Annotated in this window: 12 protein-coding genes; 3 read left to right on the top strand and 9 right to left on the bottom strand. The window is 69.5% G+C overall.

The genetic code is table 11. The features are described 5' to 3' along the window. Positions 1-94 precede the first annotated feature (94 nt). Positions 95-1,078 carry an ABC transporter substrate-binding protein gene (locus ACFXQA_RS13490; protein WP_394520393.1) on the bottom strand — a complete coding sequence of 328 codons (984 nt, stop codon included), beginning with the start codon at positions 1,076-1,078 and terminating at the stop codon, positions 95-97. Positions 1,079-1,235: 157 nt separating this feature from the next. Further along, entirely contained in the window at positions 1,236-2,282 is a 1,047-nt protein-coding gene (locus ACFXQA_RS13485) for a LacI family DNA-binding transcriptional regulator (protein WP_394520392.1), read from the bottom strand. 277 nt (positions 2,283-2,559) lie between these two features. Between ACFXQA_RS13485 and ACFXQA_RS13480 the strand changes: the two genes are divergently transcribed. The 3 genes from ACFXQA_RS13480 (at position 2,560) to ACFXQA_RS13470 (ending at position 6,061) form a co-directional block, all read left to right on the top strand. Continuing rightward, the gene (locus ACFXQA_RS13480) at positions 2,560-3,498 is read left to right on the top strand and encodes an oxygenase MpaB family protein (RefSeq protein WP_394520391.1); all 939 of its coding nucleotides are present in this window, start codon (positions 2,560-2,562) and stop codon (positions 3,496-3,498) included. 251 nt (positions 3,499-3,749) lie between these two features. Beyond that, a complete protein-coding gene (locus ACFXQA_RS13475; protein WP_394520397.1) occupies positions 3,750-4,493 on the top strand; it encodes an ABC transporter ATP-binding protein in 744 nt (247 codons plus the stop codon). Then, positions 4,475-6,061 carry a hypothetical protein gene (locus ACFXQA_RS13470; RefSeq protein WP_394520390.1) on the top strand — a complete coding sequence of 529 codons (1,587 nt, stop codon included), beginning with the start codon at positions 4,475-4,477 and terminating at the stop codon, positions 6,059-6,061. The genes ACFXQA_RS13475 and ACFXQA_RS13470 overlap by 19 nt, the downstream gene beginning before the upstream one ends. 16 nt (positions 6,062-6,077) lie before the next feature. Here the strand turns inward: ACFXQA_RS13470 and ACFXQA_RS13465 are convergent, their stop codons facing one another. The 7 genes from ACFXQA_RS13465 to ACFXQA_RS13435 form a co-directional block, all read right to left on the bottom strand. Further along, a complete protein-coding gene (locus ACFXQA_RS13465) occupies positions 6,078-7,796 on the bottom strand; it encodes a glycoside hydrolase family 13 protein (protein ID WP_394520396.1) in 1,719 nt (572 codons plus the stop codon). A 29-nt stretch (positions 7,797-7,825) separates the two neighbouring features. Next, positions 7,826-8,911: an alanine dehydrogenase gene (ald, locus tag ACFXQA_RS13460; protein WP_394520389.1), complete on the bottom strand. Its 1,086-nt coding sequence runs from the start codon at positions 8,909-8,911 to the stop codon at positions 7,826-7,828. Positions 8,912-8,947: 36 nt separating this feature from the next. Beyond that, entirely contained in the window at positions 8,948-9,760 is an 813-nt protein-coding gene (locus tag ACFXQA_RS13455) for an ABC transporter ATP-binding protein (RefSeq protein WP_394520388.1), read from the bottom strand. Further along, positions 9,757-10,800: a FecCD family ABC transporter permease gene (locus ACFXQA_RS13450; protein WP_394520387.1), complete on the bottom strand. Its 1,044-nt coding sequence runs from the start codon at positions 10,798-10,800 to the stop codon at positions 9,757-9,759. The genes ACFXQA_RS13455 and ACFXQA_RS13450 overlap by 4 nt, the downstream gene beginning before the upstream one ends. Further along, positions 10,797-11,840 (bottom strand): FecCD family ABC transporter permease, encoded by a 1,044-nt coding sequence (locus ACFXQA_RS13445; RefSeq protein WP_394520386.1) that lies wholly within the window; start codon positions 11,838-11,840, stop codon positions 10,797-10,799. The genes ACFXQA_RS13450 and ACFXQA_RS13445 overlap by 4 nt, the downstream gene beginning before the upstream one ends. Then, complete coding sequence (locus ACFXQA_RS13440) at positions 11,837-12,874, bottom strand: iron-siderophore ABC transporter substrate-binding protein (RefSeq protein ID WP_394520385.1); 1,038 nt, start codon at positions 12,872-12,874, stop codon at positions 11,837-11,839. The genes ACFXQA_RS13445 and ACFXQA_RS13440 overlap by 4 nt, the downstream gene beginning before the upstream one ends. A gap of 242 nt (positions 12,875-13,116) precedes the next feature. Next, entirely contained in the window at positions 13,117-14,232 is a 1,116-nt protein-coding gene (locus tag ACFXQA_RS13435; RefSeq protein WP_394520384.1) for a fatty acid desaturase family protein, read from the bottom strand. Positions 14,233-14,382: the final 150 nt, after the last annotated feature.

Genomic DNA, 14,382 nt, shown 5'->3' with positions numbered 1-14,382 from the left:
TTTTCCCCTTGTTTTGTCTTTTGTTGTTTTTGGCGGGGCGGGGGGTTTGCTTCCCCCCACCCCCCCCCCCCACCGCCGATCGTCTAGGTGGAGATCAGTACTGACGGTCGGGCAACGCGGCTTCCGCGGCTTCCGCCGAATCGAAGGCCTCGCTCGGGACGATGATGTAAGGCTCGACCTCGGTTCCCTCGAGCGCGGCCTCGACGGCTTCGAGGGCCGTGTCGCCGAACAGCGGGTTGTACTCGTGGACGAAGCTGAGCGTGCCGGCAGCCAGGGCCTCCATCGCCCCTTCGGTGCCGTCGATCGTGGCGATCTTGACGTCTACGCCCGGGGTCAGGCCGGCTTCTTCGACAGCCTGGGCCGCGCCCAGACCCATCTCGTCGTTCTGCGCGAAGACGAACTGGATGTCGTTGTTGTTCGCCTGCAGCAACGTCTCGGTGACGCTACGGCCCTCGTCGGTGGTCCAGTTCGCGGTCTGCGATGCGACCTTGACGAGCCCAGAGCCCTCGACGGCCGCATCGAAGCCCTCGTTGCGCTCGTTCACGACGCCGACACCGGCCGGACCCTCGAGAACGATGTAGTTGCCTCCGTCGGGGAATTCCGACACGGCCCACTCGCCGACGGCCTCGGCGACGACGACGTTGTCGGGCGCGATTCGCGTCACGTACAGGTCGGGGTTGTCGGGGTCGATGCCGCGGTCGAGGAGGATGACCGGAATCTCGGCCTCCTGCGCACGGGCGAGCGAGTCTTCCCAGCCGGAGGCCTCGGTGGCCGAGAGCAGGATGACGTCGACGCCGGAGTCGACGAACGATGTGAAGGCCGAGATCTGCGAAGCCTGGTCGAGGTTGGTCGCGGGCGCATAGCTGAGCTCGAAACCTGCCTCCTCGGTGAACGTTTCCTGGATGTTGGCCTCGTTGGCTTCACGCCACGAGCCCTCGGGACCGACCGCGACGAATCCGACCGAGATCAGGTCGCTGCCACCTTCTTCGCCCCCACCTGAGCAGCCCGCGAGTCCGAGCGCGAGTGCACCGACACCTGCGAAGCCGATCGCTCCGAGCAGTCGCTTATTGCGTGCCATGATTCTCCTCCTTGAGATTCTCCGACGCTGATGTCGGAGCAGTTTTGCGGTGCCCCAACTCGGGACACTCACTGGTGCGTGCGATTTCATTGTGCGCGCTAACAATGGGGCCGGCGCCCTCACCCCAGAACTCGTTACCTTCTTGTTACCGAGGGTGTCAGAAGCGGTGAGACGGGGCGCCGACGTCTGCTCGAACCGCGGCCGTCGAGTCGCGGACGACCAGTGTCGGCTCGATCATCTCGTGCTGCTCGGCGGTCTCGCCGCCGATCGCGTCTACGACCAACTGGAGCGCCCGGGTGCCCAGGGCCGCGAAATCCTGGCGCACAGTGGTCAGCGGGGGGAGGAAGTGTCGAGCGTCTGGCAGATCGTCCACCCCGACGACACTGACGTCTGCGGGAACGCGGATTCCGCGGGTCGCGAGGCCGTGAATGACCCCGAGCGCCATCTGGTCGTTCGCCGCGAAGACAGCAGTGGCCCCGGCGAGCTCGCCTGACGAGCCGAGCTCGTAGCCGAAGTCCGACGTCCAGTCACCGACGAACGGCTCGGACAGGGGAAGGTCCCCCCGAACCAGGGTCGCGTGCCACGCTTCGTTGCGGGCACGGGCGTCGAACCAATCCAGGGGGCCCGCCACGTGGGCGATGGAGCGGTGACCGAGGCTCACGAGATGCGCGACCGCGAGTTCCGCACCCCTGGCCTGATCGACACCCACCGTGTGCATCCCCGCGTGTGGCTCGGACTTGATGATGAGGGTGGGAATGCCCTCGACCCTCTGGCCGAGAAGGTCGAGAGCCGACTCCCGGGGGGCGATGACGCAGAGGGCGTCGACGCCTTGCGTGACGAGCTCGACCACACCCTCGTCGACGCGGAGCCCCCCGTCGTCAGAGATCGAGACCGCGCTGATGGAGTAGCCGGCCTCGCGGGCGGCACTCTCGAGCGCCCGGAGGGTGCTGTTGGGGCCGTACTGCACCGGACTGTCGACGAGGACCCCGATGCGCATGGCCCGCCGTGTCGCGAGCGCACGAGCGATCGAACTCCGCGTGTAGTTCATCTCTTCGATGACTTGCAGCACACGTTCTCGAGTGGTCTGTCGGATATTGGGATGCTCGTTGAGCACGCGCGAGACAGTCATGTGCGAGACACCCGCGATCTTCGCGACGTCGTAGATGTTCGGACGCTGCCACCCTTTGCTCGCAGGCTCTGTCATGCCGCCACCGTGCTTCTTCTCGCGGTCGCTGAGGTCGAACCCCGCCGACTCTCCCCGCCCGCGCAGACGGACAAGAGACGGGCGGAGTAGGCGTTCGTACCGACCCGACCATCTTAACGTCCGATCAAGACGCCCCCATCGGCGGAGATCCTCCCACCGGCCGGCCCTCGACCCGGTTGCGGAGGGGCGAGCGGCGTCTCCGCGTTCGAGCTGATGCGTTCGTTCGACGCCGTACGAACTCGCAGCCATCGACCGGTGGCGGTGGCACCCTGGGGAGATGGCAGCATCCGATGGTCGACGGGAGTCCCTGCGGGGACGGCTGCTGACCGCCCTCGCCGGCGACCCGAACGGAACCCCCGGGTGGGTCAGGGCCCTCGAAGACGGCGACGACGACGGCTTCTTCCCCGAAGACGGCGCCGCATGGATCGTGCACGGCGGCATGGGAACCCTGGTGGCCGGTATTCGTGCACTCCTCGTGCAGGCACTGCATCCCGGCGCCCTCGCCGGCGTGCACGACTGGTCGCGGTACAGGGAAGACCCGATCGGGCGGCTCACCGGAACGGTGCGGTGGATCATCTGCGTCACCTACGGCTCTCGCACTCAGGCCGAGGCCGAGACCGCCCTGGTCGGCCGGAAGCACCGGCGCGTGCAGGGCGAGTACACCGCCGGCGACGGCGAGACCCGCGGCTACACCGCCGACGCGAGCGACCTGGTGACGTGGGTGCACTTGGCCTTCGCCGACGCGTTCCTCCGCAGCCACCAGCTGTGGGGCGCGCCGATCCCCGGCGGCGCCGATGCGTATGTCGCGGAGTGGGCGACGGCCGGCCGTCTCATGCGGGTACCGGAACCACCGACGACGGAGGCGCAGCTGCGCGCGGCGATGGAGGGCTTCCGCACCCGCGGCGAGCTCCGCCGCGACGAGCGCGTCGACGAGGTCGTGAAGTTCCTCCGCAAGCCGCCCTTCGACGGCGCCATGGGTCTCGCCTACCGCGTGCTGTTCGCCGCGGCCGTAGCCTCGCTCCCCCGCGAATGGCGCAAGATGCTGGGCCTCCGACGCTCGCCGCTGCCGGTGGTCACGCTGACCCGGCTCGTCCTGCGGATCTCTGCCCGCGCCCTGGGCTCGGGTCCGCGCGCCCAGGATTTCGCCCGCCGCCGCCTGCGTCGCCTCGAACGTGCGACCGCGGCAGAAGACGCCCCCACGCCGCCCGAACGGTAACCGCCACGCCACGCGACCAGCACCCTCTCGTGTGCGCTGCACTTTCCGGCATCCGCGCCGCTTCCCCGTGCCGCGGATGACGCGAAGTGCAGCGGATGCTGCGGCGCACCGGGCGAATTGCCGCGGGTGACGGAAGGCCGCGCCGGTGGTGGCGGCGCGCAAGACCCCGATAGGTTCATCGTGTGGCCGACCCTCGCGACCTGTCGCTTCCTGTAACCGCTCCTCCACCCGCCGATCCGGGCGTGCCCGCGATGGCGCTGTCAGAACTCGTCAAGCGCTTCGGCGACAAGGTGGCCGTCGACCGGCTCGACCTCGTCGTTCCGACCGGGTCGTTCTACGGCCTCGTCGGCCCGAACGGCGCCGGCAAGACGACGACGCTCTCGATGGCCACCGGGCTGCTGCGCCCCGATGCCGGCACCGCGGCCATCCACGGGGTCGACGTCTGGGCGCACCCCGTCGAGGCGAAGGCGATGATCGGCAACCTCGCCGACGGCGTCAAACTGTTCGACCGCCTGACCGGCGAGCAGCTCGTGACCTACACCGGCATGATGTTCGGCCTCGCCCGTGACGAGATCCAGCAGCGCACCGCCGACCTGCTGCGCATCATGGACCTCGGCGAAGCGGCCGGCACTCCGGTCGTCGACTACTCGGCCGGCATGACGAAGAAGATCGCGTTGGCGTGCGCCCTCGTGCACGCGCCGCGGCTTCTCGTGCTCGACGAGCCGTTCGAGTCGGTCGACCCGGTCTCGGCGGCGAACATCGAAGACATCCTGCGGGGCTACACCCAGGGCGGCGGGACGGTGATCGTCTCGAGCCACTCGATGGATCTCGTGCAGCGCATGTGCGACCACGTGGCCGTCATCGGCAACGGGCGCCTCCTCGCCGCGGGCACCGTCGACGAGGTGCGCGCCGGCGAGAGTCTGCAAGACCGCTTCGTGCAGCTCGTCGGCGGTCGCCACCACACGGAAGGCCCCGAGTGGTTGCGACGCTCCTGAGGATCCGCTTCCGCATCCTCGGAAACACGCTCACCCGCAGTCCCTGGCAGCTCGTCGGCTTCATCGTCAGCTCGCTGTGGGCGCTCACCATGCTGCTGTTCGTGGCGGTCGGCCTCTTCTTCGCGGGTTCGCTGGGGGTGGATGCTGCGCGCTACGCCATCGTCATCGGTGGAGCGCTCCTGACGCTGGGCTGGGTGCTCGCCCCCATCTTCGTCGCCGGCATCGACACGACGCTCGACCCCGCCAAGCTCGCCACCTTCCCGCTCACCACGGGTCGGATGATGATCGCCCTCGCGATCGCGGGGGTGACCGGCATTCCGGGACTCGCCACCCTTCTCGGCGGCATCGCAACCTTCGCCGCGTGGTGGCGCTGGCCGATCGCGCTCGTCGCGGCTCTGGTGTGCGTGCCGCTCGGCGTCGCGATCTGCGTCGTCGCCTCGCGCACGGTCGCAGCGCTCGCCTCGGGCCTCGGCGGCCGACGTCGCGTGCAGGAGACCGTCGGCCTCATCGCCTTCGTCGCGCTGCTGTTCGCCGGACCCATCTTCCTCGGCGTCACGCAGCTGCTCCAGAGCGGCGTCGAGTCGGGCGCCCAGTTCACCCGCATCCTCGACGGTCTCTCGTGGACCCCGATCGCTGCGGCCTGGGCGGTGCCGGGCGACATCGCCGCCGGGTCGCCTGTCACGGCCCTGCTGAAGGCGCTCATCGCGGTCGCCACCCTCGCCGGTCTCTGGCTGCTGTGGCAGCGGAGCCTCGCCGCGTCGACCGTTTCGCCGCCCCGCTCCGCCACGCGGCGCGGCAAGGCCGGCTCGCTCGGCTGGTTCGGCCGCATGCCCACCGGCGCCGTCGGCGCCACCTGGGCACGCTCGCTCACCTACTGGCTGCGCGACGCGCGCTACCTTCAGCAGCTGATGCTGGCGCCGCTCGTTCCGATCTTCGTGCTGTTCTACAGCGGCGGCGACCTCACCAGCCCGTTCTTCGCGGGGTCGGCCATCGGGTCGGCGTTCTTCGTCGGCATCGCGCCGTACACGATCATCTCGTACGACGGCACGGCGTTCGCGGGAGTGCTCCAGACCGGGATCCGCGGCGTCGCCGACCGCTTCGGGCGAACCCTGGCCGCAGCATCCGTCGCCGTTCCGCTCATCGCCGTCGTCTGCCTGGTCACCGTCGGACTCTCGGGGCGCTGGGACGCACTGCCCGCCGTGCTCGGAGCCTCGTTCGGTGTGCTGCTCACCGCCTACGGAGTGTGCGCGGTGAGCTCGGCGCTCCTGGTGGTTCCCGTGGCCGCCAGCGGCGACAGTCCGTTCAAGCGCGTCCCCGGGGCGACCTTCACGATGGGCTTGGCCGGTATCGGCCTCTGGTTCGTCGCGGGCGTGCTGGCCGCACCCGAGATCGTGCTCGCGATCCTCGCCCTCGCCCTCGGGGGGCCGCTCTGGACCTGGCTGACCGTCGCCGTCGGCGTCGTACTCGGGCTGATCCTCTGCGCGATCGGCGTCCTCGTCGGCGGCCGGGTACTCGACCGGACGGCCCCGGCGCTGCTCACCCGACTGAAGTCGTACAAGAACGCCTGAGCGGAAATACCGCGCGTCACACCGAGAAGACCCTCGCCTCCCAGGGGCTCAGCGGCGCGTCTGCCGCGACGTCTCCGTCGTCGAGGTTCGACAGCACGATGGTGGCAGTCGCCCAGCGCGCGGCGACCTCGGGGGCGAGCCCCACGCCGCGCGGCTCCGACGAGAGGTTAGCGACGACCAGCATCCGCTCGTCACCGAGCACCCGCTCGAAGGCGAAGATCGCCTCGTCGCCCGCGTCGATCCGCTCGAACGACCCGTGCCCGACGACTCGCCTGTCGTGGCGCAGCGCGATGAGCGAGCGGTAGTGCTCGAACACCGATCCTGCGACGCCGTACTGGGCGGCGGCGTTCACCTCGCGCGCGTTCGGGTTCACCGCGATCCAGGGCTCGCCGGTGGTGAAGCCGGCCGTGGCCGAGCCGTCCCACTGCACGGGGGTGCGCGCGTTGTCGCGGCTCATCGACGCCAGGCCCCGCAGCGACTCCGCGGGGCTGCTGCCGGCGGCCACGTCTGCGGCGTAGAAGTTCAGCGATTCGACATCACGGAAGTCGTCGATGCCCCCGAAGGGCGCGTTCGTCATGCCGATCTCTTCGCCCTGATAGATGTACGGCGTGCCGCGCTGCAGGTGGAGGATCGTCGCGAGCGCTGTGGCCGACTCCCGCCACCATCGCGTGTCGTCGCCGAACCGGGTCACGGGCCTCGCCTGATCGTGGTTGCCCAGGTAGAGGCTGTTCCAACCGACCTCGGCGAGCGCCTCCTGCCAGCGGGTGAACGACGCCGCGAGTTCTCCGGGCTCGAGCCGTCGCGAGCAGAACTTCGTCGTCGGACCGTGGTCGAGACCGACGTGCTCGAATTGGAACACCATGTCGACCTCGCGCCGGGAGGGGTCGGTGAAGAGCACGGCCTCTTCGGGGGTCACGCCGGGGGTCTCGCCCACCGTGATGAGACCGCGACGCCCGTCGAAGACCTCGCGGTGCATCTCCTGCAGAAACTCGTGCAGCCGCGGTCCGGCGGTGTAGAACGGCGCACCGTCGGCGAGCGTCGCCCCCTCGCGGGACACACCGTCGGGAAGATCGGGATGCTTCGAGATCAGATTGATGACGTCCATCCGAAAACCGTCGACCCCGCGATCGAGCCACCAGCGCATCATGGCGTAGACGGCCGCGCGGACCTCGGGGTTCTCCCAGTTCAGGTCGGGCTGCTTGCGGTCGAAGAGGTGGAGGTAGTACTGGCCCGTCGAGGCGTCCCACTCCCAGGCGGGGCCCGAGAAGAACGACTCCCAGTTCGTCGGCTCCGCACCGGGCTCCCCGCCGACCGTGCCGGGGCGGGGCGAGCGCCACCAGTACCAATCGCGTTTCGGGTTGTCGATGCTCGCCCGCGATTCGACGAACCACGGATGCTCGTCGGAGCTGTGGTTGACCACGAGATCCATGACGAGCTTCATGCCCCGGGCATGCACCGCCGAGAGCAGCGCGTCGAAGTCATCGAGCGTGCCGAAGACCGGGTCGATGTCTTGATAGTCGCTGATGTCGTACCCGTTGTCGGCCTGCGGCGACCGGTAGACCGGAGAGAGCCAGATGACGTCCACGCCCAGACGCTGCAGATGGTCGAGTCGCGACAGGATGCCTCGCAGATCGCCGATCCCGTCACCGCCGGAGTCCTGGAAGCTCCTCGGGTACACCTGGTAGACGACGGCGCTCTTCCACCAGTCGTCGGGCACGGCAGCATCCGCCTTCATCGACTCGCCCTCTCGTTCGCGGGAACCGGTCACAGCCCGAACGCCGCCCGCACACCGTCGTTGACGACCTCGCCCCCGCGCACGTTGAGTCCCTTCGCGAGGGCGGGGTCGGCGGCGGATGCTGCGCTCCACCCGAGGTCGGCGATCGCCGTGACGTACGGCAGGGTCGCGTTGCTCAGCGCACGGGTCGAGGTGTGCGGCACCGCCCCGGGCATGTTGGCGACGCAGTAGTAGAGCGAGTCGTGCACGGCGAAGGTGGGCGCGTCGTGCGTCGTCGGGTGCGAGCCCTCGAAGCAGCCGCCCTGGTCGATCGCGATGTCCACGAGCACCGACCCGGGCTTCATCGCCGCGACCATGTCGTCGGTGACGAGTTTGGGGGCGGCAGCACCGGGAATGAGCACCGATCCGATCACGAGGTCGGCGTCGGCCAGCTGATCCGCGATCTCGTAACGGGTCGAGGCGCGCGTCTGAATCGCCCCGCCGAACCGGGCCTCGAGCGCCGTCAACCGCGGCAGCGAGATGTCGATCACCGTGACCTGCGCACCGAGGCCGAGCGCGTTGGCTGCGGCATGCTCACCGGCCACGCCCCCGCCGATGACGACGACCTTGGCCTTCGGGGTTCCGGGCACGCCACCCAGGAGCATCCCCCGCCCGCCGGCGGCCCGCAGCAGCGACCCCGCGCCGACGACGATCGAGAGGCGGCCCGCCACCTCGCTCATCGGCGCCAGGAGCGGCAGCGTGCGATCGGCCAGCTGCACGGTCTCGTAGGCCACCGCGGTCGTTCCCGCCGCGATGAGCGCATCGGTGAGGGGGCGATCGGCGGCCAGGTGCAGGTAGGTGAACAGGGTGAGGTCGGGGCGCAGGTGACGGTACTCCTCGGCGATCGGCTCTTTGACCTTCACGAGCAGATCGGCCCGCCCCCAGACCTCGTCGGCGGAGTCCACGAGTTCGGCGCCGGCCGCGCGATAACGCTCATCGGGGACGCCGCTGCCCACCCCCGCTCCGGCCTGCACGATGACGTCGTGGCCGCGCCTGACGAGGGCGTCTACCCCGGCCGGCGTCAGAGCGACGCGGTTCTCGTTGTTCTTGATCTCGGACGCGACGGCGATGCGCATGGGGACTCCTCCGCTTGTGGCGATGAGCCGAGGATGTCAGATTCCGGCGGTGTTCGCGTGATGGCGTCCGATGGGGAGCATCAACGGGCGCCCCGATGTCGGATCGGGGATCACCAGACTGCGGATGCCGAAGACCTGCTCGACCGTCTGCGCCGTCAGCACCACTTCGGGGGTTCCCGCCGCCGCGATCGCCCCGTCGGTCATCGCGATCAGGTGGTCGCCGTAGCGGGCGGCCATGTTGAGGTCGTGCAGCACCATGACGATCGTCGTTCCACGCGTGCGGTTGAGGTCGGTGAGCAGATCGAGCACCTCGACCTGGTGGCTCACATCGAGGAACGTCGTCGGCTCGTCGAGCAGCAGCAGGTCGGTCTGCTGCGCCAGGGCCATCGCGATCCATACGCGCTGCCTTTGCCCGCCCGACAGTTCGTCGACCGAGCGGTCGGCGAGCACCGCGGTGTCGGTCGCCTCGAGCGCCTCGGCGACGGCGATGTCGTCGGCGCGGGTCCAGCGCGAGAGCATTCCCTGGTGGGGGTGGCGGCCGCGACCGACGAGGTCGGCGACGGTGATGCCCTCGGGGGCGATCGGCGACTGCGGCAGCAGCCCCAGGGTGCGGGCGAGTTCCTTCGCCGGCATCCGGTGCACCGCCCTCCCGTCGAGCACGACGCGCCCTGCGCGCGGAGGGAGCAGGCGCGACATGGCGCGCAGCAGCGTCGACTTGCCGCAGGCGTTCGGCCCGACGATCGCCGTGATGCGCCCGGCGGGCACTTCGAGGTCGAGGCCCTCGATGACGGTGCGATCGCCGTAGGCGAGCGTGACGCCCTCGGCCACGAGCGTGTGCGATGCGGTCACAGGGAACCTCCGGCGCGGTTGGTGCGGACGATGAGGTAGACGAGATACGGGGCGCCGAGCACACCCGTCACGATGCCGACGGGGTAGCGGAGTCCGAGAAGGTACTGCCCCGCGAAGTCGGCCACGAGGACGAGAAGCGCGCCCACGAGCGCCGCCGGCAGGAGGGGCGAGCCGTGGCGACCCACGATGCGGGCCGCGATCGGACCCGACAAGAACGCCACGAACGCGATCGGTCCTGCCGCGGCCGTGGCGAACGAGATGAGGCAGACGGCGGCGACGATCACCAGCAGCCGCGTGCGTTCGACCCGCACCCCGAGGGCAGAGGCGGTGTCGTCGCCGAGCTGCAGCGCGCCGAGGTCGCGCGAACGCGACAGCAGCAGCGGACCCAGCAGGGCGAGCGCTCCGAGCGCGGGCAGAACCTCTTGCCAGGTCGCGCCGTTGAGGCTCCCCGTGATCCAGCGCAGGGCCTCCTGCAGATCCCACTGGCCGGCGAGCGACAGCACGTACTGCGTGACCGCGTGCAGCATGGCCGCGAGCCCGATCCCGATGAGGATCAGCCGGGTGCCCGCGCCCGTGCGCGAATACGACAGCGCGTACACCAGCACCGCGACGATCAGACCGGCGATGATCGCCGACAGCGAGACCCCGAAGCCGCGGATGCCGAGGACGATGATCGCGAACGCCGCCGCGGCGCTCGCACCGGCGCTGATCCCGATGATGTCGGGGCTCGCCAGAGGGTTGCGCAGCATGGTCTGGAACGTGACACCGGCGAGCCCGAAGCTGAGCCCGACGACCACGGCGAGGGTGGCACGCGGCACGCGCAGACGCCCGACGGTGAAGGACGCCCCCGGAACGTCTTGCCCGAGCAGCACGCCGAGCACGTCGGAGGGTGGGTAGAAGGTCTCGCCCACCATGAGGCTCACGACGAAGACGACCACGATGAGGGCGGCGAGGATGCTGAGGATCACGCGCCGCCGTCGCCCCCGCTGGGAACGTCCCGCTGCGACGGCGGCTGCGGGATCGACGGCAACGGCGCTCACAGTGCCCGCACCTTCTGGCGGCGCACGATGGCGATGAAGAACGGCGCACCGATGAGAGCCGTGACGATGCCGGCATCGATCTCCGTCGGGCGGGCGACGATGCGCCCGACCACGTCGGAGACGACGAGCAGGCTTGCACCGCCCAGCGCCGAGAACGGCAGCAGCCAGCGATGGTCGACGCCGACGAGCAGGCGGCTGGCGTGGGCGACGAGCAGGCCGACGAACGCGATGGGGCCGGCGAGTGCGGTCGCTGCCCCGCAGAGCAGCACCGCTCCGACAGCGGCGACCCCGCGGGCGATGGCCACGCGCTCACCGAGGCCGGCGGCGAGGTCGTCGCCGAGTGCGAGCGAGTTGAGGCTGCGTGCCGAGAGCAGGCTGATGATGAGACCCACGACGAGGAACGGCAGCCCCTGCGCGATGGTCTCCGCTGTCGCGCCACCCACCCCGCCGATGAGCCACGACCGGATGGTTCCCGAGATATCGCCGCGCGGCAGGTACACGGCCGTCACGAAAGAGGTCAGCGCGGCCGACGTCGCCGCTCCCGCGAGCGCGAGCTTGAGGGGGGTCGCTCCCCCGCGGCCCAGCGAACCGACGGTGTAGACGAAGAGGGCCGCGGCAGCGGCTCCGACGATCGCGACCCACAGGTAGGCGCTCGCCGACGACAGGCCGAACCACGCGATCCCGATCACGACGGCCAGCGAGGCGCCCGTGTTGACCCCGAGAATGCCCGGGTCGGCGAGCGGGTTGCGCGTGACTCCCTGCATGACCGCACCCGAGACGCCGAGCGCCGCCCCGACGAGAACGGCCAGCAGCGTGCGCGGAACGCGGGTGGCCACCGCTGCCTGCGAGATGTTGTCGAGCGACCCCCCGAGGCCGGCGACGATGTCACCCCAGGCGACCTCGCGCGAGCCCACCGCGACCGAGACGCCCATCAGGGCGACGAGCACGACGGCAGCGACGACGAACCACAGCAGGCGCACGCGATTCGGGCGCCGCACGATGGCGACGCCCGAATCGGTGACGGATGCTGTGGAGGTCACTGGCCCTTGTCGGCAGCTTCGGCGAGGAGGTCGACGTAGTCGTCGAGGACGAAAGAGATCGACAGCGGAGTCGGGTTCGCCGCCGTCCCGAGCGGGCCCGTTCCGTCGAGCGCCACGATCGCGTCGTTCGCGATGGCGGGCACCCGCGAGAGGAGCGGGCTGGCCTTGATCGCCGCGAGGGTCTCTGCATCGGCGTAGGTGACGATGATGTCGACGTCCGACAGCGCGTCGGCCTGCTCGGCGCTGAGGGTGCCGCTGAACTCGCCGCTGTCGCCGGTGGCTTCTTCGATGCTTCCGGGCGTCGTCAGCCCGAGGTCGGCGAAGAAGGCTGCCCGGGTGTCGTTCGGAGTGTAGAAGCTGACCTCGCTGAGGTCGGTGGGGTCGATGTGGGTGAGGAACATCGCGGACTTTCCTTCGAGCTGCGGGTGGTCCGCGACGGCGGACTCGATCTCGCCCTCGATCTCGGCGACGAGATCATCGCCCTCGGCGCCCATTCCCATGCCCTCGGCGTTGAACTTGATCATGTCGCGCCAAGAGGTCGACCACGCCGCTTCCGGGTAGGCGACGACCGGCGCGATCTCGCTGAGGGTGTCGTAGTCCTCCTGCGTGAGGCCGGAGTAGGAGGCGAGGATGACATCGGGGTCGGTGTTCGCCACGGCCTCGAAATCGATGCCGTCGGTCTCGTCGAACAGCACGGGCGCCTCACCACCGAGCTCTTCGAGCTTCTCTTCCACCCAGGGCAGCATGCCGTTGCCGTCGTCGTCACCGAAGTTCGCGGCGGCCATTCCCACGGGCACGACGCCGAGGGCCAGCGGCACCTCGTGGTTGGCCCACTGGACGGTGGCGACGCGCTCGGGCTTCGACTCGATGACCGTGGTGCCGAGCGCGTGCTCGATGGTGATCGGGTATCCCTCGGTCGCCGTGTCGGCGGTGCTCTCACCCGCGGGGGCGGACGCGCCGGTACTGCAACCGGCGAGGACGAGGGCGGCCGCAGCCGCGAGGGCGGCGACAGCGGTGAGGCGACGAGGGCGCATGGGACTCTTTCGATGGGGTGCAGGGGATGCCCCACCGGCAGGAGAAGTGCGACCGTGCTGTGGCGCCGGGGGGCGCCTCGGTCGGGTTGCTTAGGTGAGGCTTACCTTCACCCTAGAACGTCACGATGCGTGCCGCCAAAACGAAAGCCCGCCCGTCGAGATACCCCGGGGCGCAGAAATGAGAACGGATGCTGCGCATCAGCGCAGCATCCGTTCTCAGAACTCTCGTCGTGGCGAGCGACTCACACCTTGCGGTACGCGCCCATCGATGCCGCAGCGGGGCAGTCGAAGGGATCGCCGCCGGCGGACAGACCGACGCGGTTGAGGTACTCGATGACGATGCCGTACGACTTGATGAGCGACGTCTCGGTGTAGGGCACGTCGAAGGTCTTGCAGTACTCGATCACGATCTCGCGAGCCTTCGCGAGGTGCGGGCGAGCCATGCTCGGGAACAGGTGGTGCTCGACCTGGTAGTTGAGCCCGCCCATGAGCGCGGTCGCCCACCAGCCACCGGCGACGTTGCGCGAGGTGCGGACCTGCTTGCTGAAGAAGTCGAGGCGCGCGTTCGGGTCGATGATCGGCATGCCCTTGTGGTTCGGAGCGAACGCCGCACCCATGTAGACGCCGAACACGGCCAGCTGCACGCCCATGAAGGCGAACGCCATACCGAGCGGCAGGAGCAGGAAGACCGGCACGATGACGACGGCGAGGCGCAGGGTGATGAGCGTGAGCTCTTCCCACCGGCGCGGTACCGGGCCGCGGGCCAGGTTGTGCTTGATTCCGAGGAAGTGGAGGTTGAGACCCTCGAGCGTGAGCAGCGGGAAGAACAGGTAGCCCTGCTTGCGCGTGATCAGCTTGAGGAGGCCCTTGGCCTTCGCCGCATCTTCTTCGACGAACGAGATCGTGTCGATCTCGATGTCGGGGTCTTTGCCGACCCGGTTGGGGTTGGCGTGGTGGCGGGAGTGCTTCGAGTCCCACCACGTGTAGCTCATGCCCACGATGCCGGGGCCGATGATGCGCGCGAGGCGGTCGTTCGCCTTGCCCGACGCGAAGATCTGCTTGTGGGCGGCCTCGTGCGAGATGAAGGCGGCCTGGGTGAAGAGGATGCCGAGCGCCGCGGCGACGGCCAACTGCCACCACGAGTCGCCGAGCAGAAGGAACGCGGTGATCGCACCGGCGAAGCCGAGGGCGATGGCGGTGCCGGTGAGCGCATAGAACAGGGGCGCGCGTCGCAGCAGACCCATCTCTTTCACCACCTGCGAGACCTGCGTGTAGGCCTTCGCAACGGGCGGGAAGTCCTTCGCCGTTGCGTACGTCTGGCGTACGGGTCCAAGTGTCGAAGCGACGGGTGAGGCCACGGGCGGCTCCTGTCGGTCTGCAGCACCGGGGGGTCGGTGCTGGGGGGAGAAAAGATTCACGGCGGGCGCCGATCACAGAGCCGACATTACGGGGTTTCACATGCCCTCTCGGGTATGTCCGAGGGTATGTTCAGGCTCCTCACAGGCATG

The sequence above is a fragment of the Microbacterium shimangi genome (assembly GCF_043556445.1).
Lineage (GTDB): Bacteria > Actinomycetota > Actinomycetes > Actinomycetales > Microbacteriaceae > Microbacterium.
Note: the sequence above shows the minus strand (reverse complement) of the source record. Positions and strands in the feature narration are given on the sequence as shown.

Coding starts and splice junctions, on each gene's coding strand:
- ACFXQA_RS13475 (WP_394520397.1), top strand. CDS start 3,750: ATGGCGCTGTCAGAACTCGTCAAGCGCTTCGGCGACAAGGTGGCCGTC.
- ACFXQA_RS13490 (WP_394520393.1), bottom strand. CDS start 1,078: ATGGCACGCAATAAGCGACTGCTCGGAGCGATCGGCTTCGCAGGTGTC.
- ACFXQA_RS13485 (WP_394520392.1), bottom strand. CDS start 2,282: ATGACAGAGCCTGCGAGCAAAGGGTGGCAGCGTCCGAACATCTACGAC.
- ACFXQA_RS13480 (WP_394520391.1), top strand. CDS start 2,560: ATGGCAGCATCCGATGGTCGACGGGAGTCCCTGCGGGGACGGCTGCTG.
- ACFXQA_RS13440 (WP_394520385.1), bottom strand. CDS start 12,874: ATGCGCCCTCGTCGCCTCACCGCTGTCGCCGCCCTCGCGGCTGCGGCC.
- ald (WP_394520389.1), bottom strand. CDS start 8,911: ATGCGCATCGCCGTCGCGTCCGAGATCAAGAACAACGAGAACCGCGTC.
- ACFXQA_RS13465 (WP_394520396.1), bottom strand. CDS start 7,796: ATGAAGGCGGATGCTGCCGTGCCCGACGACTGGTGGAAGAGCGCCGTC.